Origin of the sequence: Tissierella carlieri (genome assembly GCF_018917285.1) — a bacterium.
Classification (GTDB): domain Bacteria; phylum Bacillota; class Clostridia; order Tissierellales; family Tissierellaceae; genus Tissierella; species Tissierella carlieri.
On sequence record NZ_JAHLOH010000016.1, the window covers coordinates 82,825 to 96,159 of the forward strand.

General features: G+C 31.2%; 16 protein-coding genes. 15 read left to right on the forward strand and 1 reads right to left on the reverse strand.

All coding sequences use genetic code 11. The features are described from left to right. Positions 1-9 precede the first annotated feature (9 nt). The 14 genes from KQI38_RS02870 to KQI38_RS02930 all read left to right on the forward strand — a co-directional run bounded on the left by KQI38_RS02870 (position 10) and on the right by KQI38_RS02930 (position 11,139). Positions 10-657: an O-methyltransferase gene (locus KQI38_RS02870; RefSeq protein ID WP_216555506.1), complete on the forward strand. Its 648-nt coding sequence runs from the start codon at positions 10-12 to the stop codon at positions 655-657. Between the two features lie 4 nt (positions 658-661). Then, positions 662-1,891 carry a peptidase U32 family protein gene (locus tag KQI38_RS02875; RefSeq protein WP_216555508.1) on the forward strand — a complete coding sequence of 410 codons (1,230 nt, stop codon included), beginning with the start codon at positions 662-664 and terminating at the stop codon, positions 1,889-1,891. Between the two features lie 2 nt (positions 1,892-1,893). After that, a complete protein-coding gene (gene udk, locus KQI38_RS02880) occupies positions 1,894-2,514 on the forward strand; it encodes a uridine kinase (RefSeq protein WP_094900218.1) in 621 nt (206 codons plus the stop codon). Positions 2,515-2,560: 46 nt separating this feature from the next. Continuing rightward, entirely contained in the window at positions 2,561-4,207 is a 1,647-nt protein-coding gene (locus KQI38_RS02885; RefSeq protein WP_216555510.1) for a peptidoglycan D,D-transpeptidase FtsI family protein, read from the forward strand. Positions 4,208-4,269: 62 nt separating this feature from the next. After that, the gene (sigK, locus tag KQI38_RS02890) at positions 4,270-4,971 is read left to right on the forward strand and encodes an RNA polymerase sporulation sigma factor SigK (protein ID WP_216555512.1); all 702 of its coding nucleotides are present in this window, start codon (positions 4,270-4,272) and stop codon (positions 4,969-4,971) included. Positions 4,972-5,552: 581 nt separating this feature from the next. After that, a complete protein-coding gene (locus KQI38_RS22225; protein ID WP_256310099.1) occupies positions 5,553-5,684 on the forward strand; it encodes a hypothetical protein in 132 nt (43 codons plus the stop codon). A 227-nt stretch (positions 5,685-5,911) separates the two neighbouring features. Continuing rightward, the gene (locus tag KQI38_RS02895) at positions 5,912-6,571 is read left to right on the forward strand and encodes a CatB-related O-acetyltransferase (protein WP_216555514.1); all 660 of its coding nucleotides are present in this window, start codon (positions 5,912-5,914) and stop codon (positions 6,569-6,571) included. Between the two features lie 305 nt (positions 6,572-6,876). After that, complete coding sequence (locus KQI38_RS02900) at positions 6,877-7,311, forward strand: NUDIX domain-containing protein (protein ID WP_216555517.1); 435 nt, start codon at positions 6,877-6,879, stop codon at positions 7,309-7,311. A 384-nt stretch (positions 7,312-7,695) separates the two neighbouring features. After that, entirely contained in the window at positions 7,696-8,445 is a 750-nt protein-coding gene (locus tag KQI38_RS02905; protein WP_216555520.1) for a dienelactone hydrolase family protein, read from the forward strand. Between the two features lie 361 nt (positions 8,446-8,806). Then, the gene (locus KQI38_RS02910; RefSeq protein ID WP_216555522.1) at positions 8,807-9,040 is read left to right on the forward strand and encodes a hypothetical protein; all 234 of its coding nucleotides are present in this window, start codon (positions 8,807-8,809) and stop codon (positions 9,038-9,040) included. A gap of 123 nt (positions 9,041-9,163) precedes the next feature. After that, the gene (locus tag KQI38_RS02915) at positions 9,164-9,703 is read left to right on the forward strand and encodes a 2'-5' RNA ligase family protein (RefSeq protein ID WP_216555525.1); all 540 of its coding nucleotides are present in this window, start codon (positions 9,164-9,166) and stop codon (positions 9,701-9,703) included. Between the two features lie 318 nt (positions 9,704-10,021). Beyond that, entirely contained in the window at positions 10,022-10,285 is a 264-nt protein-coding gene (locus KQI38_RS02920) for a hypothetical protein (protein ID WP_216555527.1), read from the forward strand. A 260-nt stretch (positions 10,286-10,545) separates the two neighbouring features. Next, positions 10,546-10,863: a ParA family protein gene (locus tag KQI38_RS02925; RefSeq protein WP_216555530.1), complete on the forward strand. Its 318-nt coding sequence runs from the start codon at positions 10,546-10,548 to the stop codon at positions 10,861-10,863. Between the two features lie 84 nt (positions 10,864-10,947). Continuing rightward, positions 10,948-11,139 carry a hypothetical protein gene (locus KQI38_RS02930; RefSeq protein ID WP_338114438.1) on the forward strand — a complete coding sequence of 64 codons (192 nt, stop codon included), beginning with the start codon at positions 10,948-10,950 and terminating at the stop codon, positions 11,137-11,139. Between the two features lie 100 nt (positions 11,140-11,239). On the opposite strand, the gene KQI38_RS02935 is transcribed toward KQI38_RS02930, so the two are convergent. Continuing rightward, entirely contained in the window at positions 11,240-11,902 is a 663-nt protein-coding gene (locus tag KQI38_RS02935) for a helix-turn-helix transcriptional regulator (protein WP_216555538.1), read from the reverse strand. 277 nt (positions 11,903-12,179) lie between these two features. Here KQI38_RS02935 and KQI38_RS02940 point away from each other — a divergent pair, with 277 nt between their 5' ends. Then, positions 12,180-13,286 (forward strand): alanine racemase, encoded by a 1,107-nt coding sequence (locus KQI38_RS02940; protein WP_276515538.1) that lies wholly within the window; start codon positions 12,180-12,182, stop codon positions 13,284-13,286. The last annotated feature ends 49 nt before the right edge of the window (positions 13,287-13,335 follow it).

Here is a 13,335-nt window from a genome sequence, read left to right on the forward strand (position 1 = left end):
TGATAAAATTTGAACCAAATAAATGAGGAATATATTGAAGATTATATAAGAAGTTTATTACCTGATAATAATACTAATTTAAAAATTATGGAGAAATATGCAGAGGAAAATCATGTTCCTATTGTACAGCCTGAAGTAGCACAGCTTTTGAAGGTTTTGTTAAAGTTAAAGAATCCCAAAAACATCTTGGAGGTAGGTACAGCAATAGGTTACTCTGCTCTCTTGATGGCAGAATATACGGGAAACTATTGTAATATAACTACCATAGAGCGTCGTAGCGATATGATAGATTTGGCAAAAGAAAATATCTCTAAGACCATATATAAAGATAGGATTAAAATTCTACAAGGGGAAGCGGAAGAAGAACTTCTTATTTTAGATGAAAAATATGATTTTATATTTCTAGATGCTGCAAAGGGTCAATATATGGACTTTTTTAATAAATGCATTAAATTTTTAGAGCCAGGAGGAATCATAGTATCAGATAATGTACTTTATAAAGGCATGGTTGCCACAGATACTTTAGTTATTAGGAGAAAGAAAACCATAGTAAAAAGATTGAGACAGTTTTTACAATATATAAATGAAATTGAAGGCTATACATCCAGTATTATACCAATAGGAGATGGGGTAGCTATAACATATAGAGAGGAGTAATATCTTGGATAAAATAGAACTATTAGCACCAGCTGGAGATTTGGAGAAATTAAAGATGGCTATAATGTATGGAGCAGATGCTGTTTACTTAGGTGGAGATAGCTTTGGACTTAGAAAAGCATCAAAGAATTTTTCTGTAGAAGAAATAGAAGAGGGTATAAGATTTGCTCATGAAAGAGGAAAGAAAGTATATATTACTTTAAATATAGTACCTCACAATGAAGATATGGAAGGTCTAGAAGAATATGTAACTAAGCTTTATGAAATAAAAGCTGATGCAGTTATAGTATCAGACCCAGGAATGTTTTCAGTAATTAGAAGAACGGTTCCAGAATTACCAATACATCTAAGCACCCAGGCATCTGTAACAAACTACGAAACAATGATGTTCTGGTATAACTTAGGAGTAAGACGAATAGTATTAGCTCGTGAGTTATCATTTAAAGAAATAGAATCTATGTCTACTAAACTTCCGAAGGATTTAGAGATAGAAGCGTTTGTTCATGGTGCAATGTGTATGTCATATTCTGGTAGATGCTTAATTAGTAATTATATGACTGGCAGAGATGCTAATAGAGGAGATTGTGCTCATCCATGTAGATATAAATATAATCTTGTAGAAGAAAAAAGGCCTGGTGAATACTTCCCAGTATTTGAAGATGAAGAAGGAACATTTATTATGAATTCTAAAGATCTTTGTATGATAGAATTTATTCCCCAGCTAATTAAATCTGGTATAAAGAGTTTTAAGATAGAAGGAAGAGTTAAGAGCTCCTATTATGTGGCAACGGTTATTAGGGCTTATCGAATGGCGATAGATGAATATTATAAAAATCCAGATAACTATAGATTTGATGAAAAATGGCTTAAGGAAATTAAAAAAGCTAGTCATAGAGATTTTACAACAGGATTTTATCTTGGAAAACCTACTAATGAGGCTCAAGTGTATAGTACATCTTCCTATGTTAGAGGATATGATTTTGTTGGACTTATACTAAATTACGATGAAGAAACTAAAATTGCTACAGTAGAGCAAAGGAATAGGATGTTTGTAGGAGAAGAGATAGAAGTCTTTGGGCCTAATAAAGAATTTTTTACCCAGATTATCGAAAAAATGTGGGATGAAGAAGGGAATGAAATAGAAGTAGCCCCACATCCACAACAGGTTGTTAAGATTCTTATGACAAGACCAGTCAATAGTATGGATATGATTAGAAAAGAGAGGGAGGAATGAAGATGAAAAGACCATTACTCATTGGGATAACAGGAGGGACAGGCTCTGGCAAATCAACTGTATCTAAAGAAATCTTTAAATCAATCCATGAAAAGAAAATTGCGGTTATAGAACAAGACTCTTATTATAAGGACCAAAGCAATCTAACATTTGAGGAAAGGGTAAAAACTAACTATGATCATCCCTTTGCATTTGATAATGAATTGTTAATACAACATCTAAAGGATTTAATGAATAATAAATCTATAGAAAAACCTATATATGATTTTGAAAGACATACAAGAAGAGAAGAAACTATAACTGTAGAACCTAAAGATATAATAATATTAGAAGGAATTTTGCTATTATTTGAAGAGGAAATAAGAAACTTATTGGATATTAAAATATTTGTAGATACTGATTCTGATGTTAGAGTTATTAGACGTATACTTAGAGATATTAAGGATAGGGGACGAACTCTCGATTCTGTTATACTACAATATATGGAAACAGTAAGACCAGCTCATCTTCAATTTATTGAACCTACTAAAAGATATGCGGATATCATAATTCCTGAAGGAGGCTATAATAAGGTAGCCATAGATATAATAGTTGCAAAGATTAATTCTATACTTAATAATTAAGTTTAATCTCCCTAAAAGTGGAAACACTATCTAGGGAGGTTTTTTTATGTCTAGATATAAGAGAAATACTATCTATTCGCGAATAAAATTTTATTACTTTATATCCATCTTACTCTTTGCAGGTTTATTAGGAAGATTATATTATTTGCAGATCTATGATAATAGAGATCTTAAATTACAAGGATTAAAACAAAGAAGCACAGAAATTAATTTAAGATCTAAAAGAGGGACAATATATGACAGAAATCTAATCCCGTTAACCAATAGAGAGGTGACAAAAACTTTAGTAGCTCCAAGGGAAGCTATTATAAATAATAAGGAGATATTAAAAAAGGTAAAAGAAAATACCGAGTTATCTACTATAGAAATAAATAAAATCTTAGATACAAATAATAAATTGGTTCAGATTCCTCTGACAAGGAAAATCGATATTGAAAATGCTAACAATATTTTTATAGTTGATATTATAAATAGATACTCAAAAACAAACTTACTTTCTCACGTCATTGGATATATTAATAAAGCTGAAAATAGAGGAGAGTCTGGTATTGAGAAAGTATATGATGAGTTCTTAAATAAATCTGATAAATCATCTTTATTCATAGAATACGATAAAAATAGATCATTGGTTCTAGGGAGCTCTTATTATGTAGATAGCTCTGTAGCTCCAGAGGAGCCAGCAGGAGTAAGGCTTACAATTGATTATTATATTCAGAGCTTGGTAGAAAATATTTTGGATGAGGGCGATATAAAAGGATCTGTAATAGTAGCTGATGTAGAAACAGGTGAAATATTAGCATTAGCTAGTAGGCCTAGTTTTAATCAAGAGCATATGGAGGAATACTTTAATAGAGTAGATATGGCTCTATATAATAAAGCTGTTCAAGTCTCCTATCCACCGGGTTCTATTTTTAAAATAATAGTACTGTTAGCTGCATTAGAAGAAGAACCTGATATTATAAATCAAGAATTTTATTGCAAAGGTTATGAAAGCATAAATAACGTAACTATAAATTGTAATAGTACTCATGGAGATATATCATTAAAGAATGGATTTGCGAAATCATGTAATTCTGTTTTTATACAGATTGGGAAAAAAGTAGGATCAAAAAAAGTAATTGAAATGGCTAAAAGGTTAGGATTTGGTGAAAAGGTTAATATTGGACTTATTGAAGAGGTAGAAGGGATTTTACCAGAAGGAAAAGAGTTACTAGGGCCAGCCATAGGAAATATTTCAATAGGTCAAGGAAAGATAGAAGCTACACCATTGCAGATTACTAATATGCTTTTAACGATTGCAAATGGAGGAGTCCAAAAAGATATGTCTATAGTACAAGGTATAACCACAAAGGATGGCAAAATTATAAAAGACTATAATAAAATGGAAGATAAAAGAATATTATCAGAAGAATTATCTAATATAGCTAAAGAATTTTTAGAAGAAGTAGTATACTCGGGAACTGCAAGAGCAATAAAATTAGATGATATAGGAGGAGCAGCAGGAAAAACTGGTTCTGCAGAAGGCCTGCTTAAAAGTAAGCCAACAATACATGGTTGGTTCGCAGGATATTATCCTAGAGATAATCCAAGATATGCAATTACTGTGTTAGTTGAAGAAGCTAATTCAGGATCCATATCTGCAGCGCCTATTTTCGAAAGAATTAGTAGAGAAATTTTCATGTTAAATAAATAGGACTTGCAAAGATTAGCACCTCCTTACATATACTTATATATGACTAAAGGAGGGTATAATATATGAAAAATGCGATTCTATTAATTTTTAGTATAGTATTAAGGCCGTTTGTAATCCTCTGTGGATATATGATAAATTCTAATTCGTTTCCGAAGCCACTATCTAGGGAAGATGAAGAAAAGTATTTAAAACTTTATTCAGAAGGAGATGAAAATGCAAGAAATATATTAATAGAAAGAAATCTAAGGCTAGTTGCACATATAGTGAAAAAGTATAGTAATACAGGAAAAGAGACGGAAGATTTGATTTCTATTGGCACAATAGGTTTAATTAAAGCAATATCTACTTATAATCCAGCTAAAGGCACAAGATTAGCTACATATGCTGCGAGATGTATAGAAAATGAAATTCTAATGACTATAAGATCGACTAAAAAAACTAAAGTAGAGTTATCCTTACATGAACCTATTGGTATGGATAAAGAAGGCAATGAAATAAATTTACTAGATATTTTAGGGTCAGATGTAGATGAAATACTAGATGAAGTAGATTTAAAATTACAAATAAAAAAATTATATAAGGCAATAAATCAGGTTTTAAAAGATAGAGAGAAAGTAATTATTGAATTGAGATATGGTTTGATAGATGGAAGTTGTAAGACACAAAGAGAAATTGCTGCCATGCTAGGTATATCTAGATCTTATGTGTCAAGAATCGAAACAAGAGCACTAAATAAATTAAATAAAGCTTTAATGAATAAATAAATTAATCCAGGGAATTTAATCCTGGATTAATTTATTTACTTATCTAACGGGGGGCTGTTATTCTATTAAGAATATTTTCTATATCTCATTCTCAGGTACCAGATAAGGATGTTAAAAAAATACAAACATCGCTAAATAAATAGATTATATGCTAAGGATTGATAAAAGAAATACCTGTGACATGGCAGAACTGTTCAGAAAAATAGTACTAAAGCTAATAGTAATTTATGGAAAGCATATCCCAATAGAAAGGAGATAGAAACGACTACAGTTGAAATATGGTATGACTGCTTAAAAGATGTAGATTTAACCATTGCTTTAGCAGCTAGAAAAACACATTCTTGAAAGTCTATTTCCTCCTGTAAGAGTTAATATAAGAAAACAAATAGTAGTTGCGACTACTGCATTAGAGGATAGGCTAGATAGTTCTGAGGTATCGGGAGAAGTAATAAATGCTATAGAACATACGAAGAAACAGAAGCGTTTAAAAGCATGTCACCAACAATTAGAAAAGTAGTCAACTATATTTACTAGAAGATTTAAAACAAGAAATAGGAGAACTAACCAAATTATTCAACAAAGTGAATATCAACAATGTACTAGAAGGTGAGAAGCAGAAGGAAAAGGCGAGACGATATGTCCTAGATGTAAGACTAAGAATAAATATGATACTGAGAAGAATAGTTAGTCATTTATGTGCAATTAAACATTAAAAACTTAATAATACGGTATTGAAAATAGAAGCTTCTTTTAATAACTTAGAAAATATGTTATAATTTTCTTATTAGTTAAGTTACATTAGATATAAATGGTGAAGTAAAGATTATTTATATAATAGGAGATAAAATATATGAAAGAAATTAGAAAGAAGAGAGCAATAGCTTGTGCAAATAAAAATAATTTTGGAGGTGATATTTTATTTAGATAGGAGAGTGTTAAAATGCATAATATACCTAACCCAAATATAGTTTTTCCAAATGAATATAAGACTTCTTGTTATATTAAGAATGTTATAACAGCACCTAATATTTTTATAGGTGACTACACATACTACGATGGCCCAGTAGATCCAACTGGCTTTGAAAAAAATAATATTCTTTTTAATTGTCCAGATTTTGGTGATAAACTTATCATTGGAAAATTTTGTTCCATAGCTTGTGGAACTCAATTTGTTATGGGTACAGCCAATCATCGTATCAATAGTATAACTACCTATCCATTTAATGTTTTTGGGGGAGCGTGGGAAGAAAATACTCCACCACATCTATCTCAACTTCCTTATAAAGGGGATACTATTATTGGGAACGATGTATGGATTGGAAGAGAATGTGTTATCATGCCGGGGGTTAAGGTTGGTGATGGCTCTATAATTGCCACACGTTCTGTAGTTACAAAAAATATAGAGCCTTATAGTATTGTTGGAGGAAATCCTGCACATTTTATAAAGAAAAGATTTGATGATGAGTTCATCGAACTGCTTCTGAAAATCAAGTGGTGGGATTTTGAACCACAAAAGTTATTAGATTTTCTCCCTCTTTTGTGTGACCCAAATCTTGATAATGTTCGAATTAAATTAAAATCTATAATATACTCAAAATGAGCATAATTTTAAGTTATGTCGCATTTTTATATATAAAGTTATAGTTATTAAAACTTAATATTTAATTGAAATACCGTATCATTCAGAAAAGAATTATGCGGTATTTTTATATTATGTTTAAGTAATTAAAGTTATTTATGTGAAGTAATAATTAGAAATTTGAACTTTGAAAACTGAATAATATGGTATTGAAAAGTAGAATATCACCATATATGTCCAATAAGTTTATGATTTATGCTATAATATTCGCATAGGTAATTCGTAATAGTTTATACTTGCGAACATTTGGGCAAGGGGGAATGCTAATGAAAATAAGGAAAGCAGTTGGTGCAATTGTATTTCAGAAGAATGAATACTTATTAATTCATAAAGTTAAAAGTTCCAATAATAATGAAGAGATAATTGGACATTGGGACTTTCCAAAAGGTGGGGTAGAAGAGCTGGACAAAGATTTAGAATCAGCAATTTTACGAGAATTAAAAGAGGAAACAGGCTCTACTAACTATAGAATTATCAATAGGTTTGAGACAAAAATTTGTTTTTCATTCCCTAAAGCACATAAGTATGATAGCCAAGAAACGGTGATGTTTTATGTAGAATATTTGGGTAACAGAGAAGATTTAAAGCCGCGAGATAAAGAAATTGATATAGTGAGGTTCTTTGATAAAGACGAATTAATAGGGGCGTTATATCATGAAGAAACACATAAATTTTTAAATGAGGTATTCAATAAAATCTAGTATGTTATTTTCCTATTAAATGTCATGATTACTAAAATTAAATATTTTGTGAAAGTACCGTATTATTCAAAAAAGAATTCTACGGTATTTTTATCTTATCTTTTAAATAACTATTGGAAATAAAGATATGAAGATTGAACCTTGAAAATGGAATAATACGATATTGAAAATCAAGATTCTATTATGTCAATATAAGAAATATGGTATAATTTGCTTATTGGATAAGTTAGATTAGATTTAATTCACGACAAAGGTTAGAAAATACTCTAATATGATTGGTATTACTGACTGGACAGAAACGCAATGGTTAGACTAAATAAATTGCTTAGTAAGTCGGTTTTGGAATTACAAATCAAAGAATAAAGATAAAGGGAGATGGTATAAATGGAATGGTCAATATTTAAACAGGAGAATCCATTCGTGATGATTACAGAAGAAAAAGTAGATGATATCCCATACCTAAGGTTTAATCCAAAAGAATATACTGGAGTACTACCAACTGTTATTTATTATCATGGATCGCATTCAAGTAAAGATTTTATAAGATTTCAAGCAATGACAATTGCCAGTTTCGGTTATCAGGTAATCGTACCTGATGCATTATACCATGGTGAAAGAGAGTCAATAAAATATGACGTAAAATATATATGGGAAATAATATTTAAGAGTATTCAAGAATCCGATGTACTCATTAAGAGGGCAATAGAAAAACATGACGCTGACCCAACACGGATAGCTGTAATGGGAAGTTCAATGGGGGCAATAACAGCTGGAGGAGTTTTCATTAAGCATGATGACTTAAAATGTCTAGCTGGATTTAATGGAGCCTTTGCATGGCAAGAATGCATAAAAATGAATGTCTTGCCACTGAGTGAACTTTATAAAGACGAAATTGAGATGTATGATCCAATGACACATGAAGAAAAGATAAAAGATAGAGCTGTTTCAATTTTTCACGGAGTAGAAGATACATCTATACCTATTAAAATACAGAGAAAATTTGTTGATAGAATAAGGCCTATTTACACAAATAATCAAGAAAAATTACAGATAATAGAGTTTAGTAATGTTAACCACAGGGTTACGACAAGTATGTTAGAGAATTTAATTACATGGCTAAAAGCCAATCTTTAGCATTAAGCAGAAATAATGAAATAATATCAAACGGACTTTGATTTTAAGGATGCTTAGTAACTTTAGATTATCTTTTCTAGATGCAATAATTATAAAAAACTAATAACTATTTAAAATACCGTATTATTCAGAAATGAATTTGCGGTATTTTTATATTATGCTTTAAGTAACTAAAGTTATTTATGTGTAATTGAACCTTGAAAACTGAATAATACGGTAATAAAAATATTACTATATAAAGCCTATAGTAAATGCTACATGTATGCTATAATTTCTATATAAGTAATTGATAACAGTAAAACAATATTTATTAAAAATTCTTTATATTAAGTTGAAGAAAATTGTTTAGGGGGTGATTTAAGTGAAAAAATCATCACTTGGTAGTTTAGCGATCATCTTTGGGGGCTTAGTTTTATCACTAGAAATATACAGTTTAAAATTTATCCAAGGTATTGAAATGCAAACGGGTTCATGGAAAACTTATGCTAGCGACTATGCAACAGAGATGCCTATGTTTCTTGGACTATGTATGACTCTTGCAGTAATTATTTACGGAATTGTATTAGTGATAAAAGCTAAAGAAACAAAAGAATGATTCAAAAGGTAGGCAAATCTTAAGTTATTACAATGATTTTTTATAGGCTTATTGAGATGTTTAATTAACATTATCTATACAATTATGTAAGACATATAGTAGGATTTTTATGGAGGTGTAAATATGCATGGTATAGTATCATTGCTGCCTCAACCTTATTATAAAGAAGTTGAAAGCATATGGAATGAGTTAAAAAAAGAAATTGGATTAACTGGAGTTAGAGTTACACCATATCCACATTTTTCATGGCAAATTGCAGAAAGCTACGATATGAACAAATTAATAAATGTATTTGAGGATATTGCAGTATGTACAAAACCATTTGAAGTAAAAACAACGGGGATAGGATTGTTTACTGGAAAATTCCCAGTTGTTTTTATACCCGTAGTTAAAGATATTCAACTATTGAAGTTCCATTATTCTGTTTGGGAAAGATTAAAACAAGTAGGAGAAGATATAAGCGATTATTATAGTCCACAATTGTGGATTCCTCATATTAGTTTAGCATATGAGGATGTTACAAAAGAAAATATAGGAAAAGTATTAAAAAAACTATCATTTATGGATTTTAGTTGGAGCTTTAAAGTAGATAATATTTCATTTATTTATGAGCCAAATGGACAAATAGGGGAACTAAAATATAGAATTGATTTCAAAAGATAGCATTAATGATTTGCTTGGAGATTTAGCATACTGGTGTGGGATACTTCACCTAACATGGTATTTGTGCAAGGGTGCACTGGGGCACAATCTTTATATTTAACGTCATAATTTTTAAAACAGAATATTTACTTTAATACCGTATTATTCAGAAAAGAATTATACGGTATTTTTATGTCATGTTTTAACTAGCTAAGGTTATTTATGTACATTGAAAACTGAATAATTAGGCATCGAGGAGTAAAAACATATACCATATAATCCTAATAGGTTTATGGTATATGTTATAATATACACATAAAATTAAGTGAGGTGTATTTAGTGGATGAAAATAAGGTTGAGTTAATAACATACACTAATCAGCATAGTTCAATTGTAGAAGGTGGTATAAAAGCAATTAATGAAGTTTTAAACGGTAGCAACATATCTGAAAAAAGAAGTTTGTTATTTTGCCTAGATAAATATCTAGATCCTTATTACGGATATAATTTAACTTATTTTGAAGATATCATTATCCTTTTGCAAAAACATTTGTTTTTAACTGATGTTATTAGAAATTTGTTAGTTAAACCCCACAGGCCTTGATTTACAAGCACATTCACAAGATTTCAACTCGAATTTACTACTATTATACTACTTTTGGAAAGAGTTTTGATATGCTAATTTGAAATTCTTATGAATATGCCCCTATATAAGCATGTAGGGAAAAATACAGCAATGGATAGGCGAAACGTGCTGACCATTCCATTGCTCTGCAAAATTTAATATTGTTCACAAATAGCAAGTTAGTTTTTTAAAGAGCTAACTTCTTTTTTTGTACCCAAAAATCGAAAGGAGGAGCGAACTTGAACGCAAAAGTAATTGCCATTGGCAACCAAAAGGATAGCATTGGCAAAACAACCACTTGTGGCAACATAGGGATAGGACTGGCACAAGAGGGAAAGAAAGTCCTGCTTGTTGACTGTGATCCTCAAGGTAGCCTATCTATCAGTTTAGGGTACTCTCAATCGGATACACTCCCCACTACTATTGCAACTCTCATGGGGAAGGTAATTACGGATACTCCCATTGAAAATAAAGAGGGAATTTTGAGACATCCTCCACTGGTAATACCATTATCCCAAATGGTAGGAACACAGGCATTGATGAATGTAATCAATTGAGAAAGATACAAGATGATACCAAAAGAGATCAAGGATTATGTAAAAGGATTATATGGAAAATCCCCATGACCTATATCGAGAGAAATAAAAGAAAAAATCATAGGTTATGAAAAAGTATTAGATGTACGACCAGCAGATTTATTAAAACCAGAAATGAAAAAATACAAGAAGGAACTAGGGGATTTAGCAGAGTCAACGGAAGACGTATTGATGTATGCCCTATTTCCACAACTGGCTTTACCATATTTTAAAGAAGAGAAAAGATCCATTCCATGATGTACCAGTACAAAATGTAATTGTAATTTATTAAAGATTGGAATAGAACATAACTCTGATAAAGAACCCCTAGGCAAAAAAGCTTAGGGGTTAAAAATCTTTATTTATCTTTGGTCTTATCTTTAATCTCATCAAGATAGCTGTATACAGTAACTTTTGATATTCCTAGCTTATCAGCAACCTTATCAATTGCACCTTTTATTAAAAATATTCCTTTACTGTCCATAAAGTTAACAATATTCACCTTATCTTCCCGCTTCATTTCATCTACTTGTTTATCTCCAATGATTTTAGCAATCAAGTCATCGGCAATTTCTGTTATATGGTCTGAGGATAGTTGAATATAATCCTGGTTTGAGTCATTATTCAAACTGGGTAAAAGGTTTGAATTTGGGAGGGATTCCATTAGCCAGTTAATAGCATTTGAGGTTTTAGATGTGTCAAAATTAATGCATAGCGCCCCTATGACTTTTCCATCTTTATTGCAAATTAATGAGGTTGAGGATTTAATGAGGCGATTATCACCAGTTGTAAAATAGTAATTACTTGAGTAATTGTTTGTATAGTTCTGAGACAACAATACATGTGTAATGAGATGGTCAAAACTCTGACCAACTTCCCTTCCTGTTACATGGCTATTAACGGTATAAACCACTGAATTTTGTGGCGTTGAAAGATCATGAATCACAACTTCACAATCTTGTCCGAATGTATCGGCAATTATATGTGCGGCGGGTATAAAATTTTCTAGTATTTTATTCATATTTATCTCCTATAAAAAATATTCTATACTTATTTTATCTCTTTTTTTAGTTTAAATCAAGGCGTTGTATAAAGGAAACCAATAAAATTTTCTATATTAGGATAGAAAAAATAATTTTTTTAACTTTCGTATAAATATTTATATATAATGAAACCGCTAAAAATGCACAATATCTTATTTAAAAACCTGAAAAGGATGAAAAATATATAAAAAGTTATTGACTACATACATAATAAATTATACAATAAACAAAATATGAAAATTAGAGGTGAAAGATATGAAATATTTGGATTTGGATACCCCTTCTTTACTAATTGATCAAAAAATTTTGCTGGATAATATCTTGAGGATGCAAGATTATGCTAAGCGACAAAATGCAACCCTTCGTCCCCATACCAAAACCCATAAGATGCCTTATATTGCAAAACTCCAAATGGAGCATGGTGCCTGTGGTATTGCAGTTGCTAAGGTAGGAGAGGCAGAGGTTATGGCTGAAAATGGAATTACTGATGTTTTTATTGCAAACCAGATAGTTGGGAATCAAAAATTGGAACGTATTTGTGCAATACAGAAAATAGCAAAGATATCTTTTGGTGTGGATACACCTTCACAAGTTGAGGATGCAGAAAGGGTATTTGCTAAGCATGGATTAATAGCAAATGTACTAATTGAAATTGAAGTTGGTGAAAACCGTTCCGGTGTTATTGAGGAGGCAGACTTTATAGCTTTGCTGGATACCATCCGTAACAGTCCCCATGTCCATTTTAAAGGGATATTTTCTCATGATGGTAATACTTATAAGGCAAAAGATTTAGAAGAGTGCTACAATATTTCCATTGGGGCCCAACAAAGGACACTTCGATTTGCACAGATTTCAGCAGAGCATGGGATGATCTGTGAAACTGTGAGCTATGGATCTACCCCTTCTATGATAAATGATATGGATGTTCTTGAAGGGATTACGGAGCTACGTCCAGGAACTTATGCTTTGATGGATGCTTCTCAGAGTAATTCGATTGGAACTTTGGACCATTGTGCAGCTACAGTCCTCGCCTCTGTTATCAGCCGTCCTACAAATGAACGTGTAATTTTGGACGTAGGTGCTAAAGGTCTGACTATGCAGGAACGTACAGTTGGTATATGTGCTACCCCTGGAAAAGGAACTATCTTAGATTTCCCAGGTATACATATCCATTCAGTTTTTGACGAACACGCCATTGTTTATGATAGTAAATTCCAGGAGACTGTTCAAGTGGGTGATAAGGTGCGTATTATTCCTGTGCATATTTGCCCGGTGTGTAATCTATATGATTCTGCCTGGTTGATTTCTGGTGATGAGGTTGTAATGGAAATCCCTATCTTATGCAGGGGCAAGTTGACATAGTATAGTAGTTTCTAAAGTCCAATGCAAACATTTTCAAACCTTAAAGCTT

What these genes read in the sequence shown, in the direction of transcription:
- udk (WP_094900218.1), top strand. Translation starts at nt 1,894, where the DNA reads ATGAAAAGACCATTACTCATTGGGATAACAGGAGGGACAGGCTCTGGC.
- KQI38_RS02885 (WP_216555510.1), top strand. Translation starts at nt 2,561, where the DNA reads ATGTCTAGATATAAGAGAAATACTATCTATTCGCGAATAAAATTTTAT.
- sigK (WP_216555512.1), top strand. Translation starts at nt 4,270, where the DNA reads ATGAAAAATGCGATTCTATTAATTTTTAGTATAGTATTAAGGCCGTTT.
- KQI38_RS02895 (WP_216555514.1), top strand. Translation starts at nt 5,912, where the DNA reads ATGCATAATATACCTAACCCAAATATAGTTTTTCCAAATGAATATAAG.
- KQI38_RS02900 (WP_216555517.1), top strand. Translation starts at nt 6,877, where the DNA reads ATGAAAATAAGGAAAGCAGTTGGTGCAATTGTATTTCAGAAGAATGAA.
- KQI38_RS02905 (WP_216555520.1), top strand. Translation starts at nt 7,696, where the DNA reads ATGGAATGGTCAATATTTAAACAGGAGAATCCATTCGTGATGATTACA.
- KQI38_RS02915 (WP_216555525.1), top strand. Translation starts at nt 9,164, where the DNA reads ATGCATGGTATAGTATCATTGCTGCCTCAACCTTATTATAAAGAAGTT.
- KQI38_RS02935 (WP_216555538.1), bottom strand. Translation starts at nt 11,902, where the DNA reads ATGAATAAAATACTAGAAAATTTTATACCCGCCGCACATATAATTGCC.
- KQI38_RS02940 (WP_276515538.1), top strand. Translation starts at nt 12,180, where the DNA reads ATGAAATATTTGGATTTGGATACCCCTTCTTTACTAATTGATCAAAAA.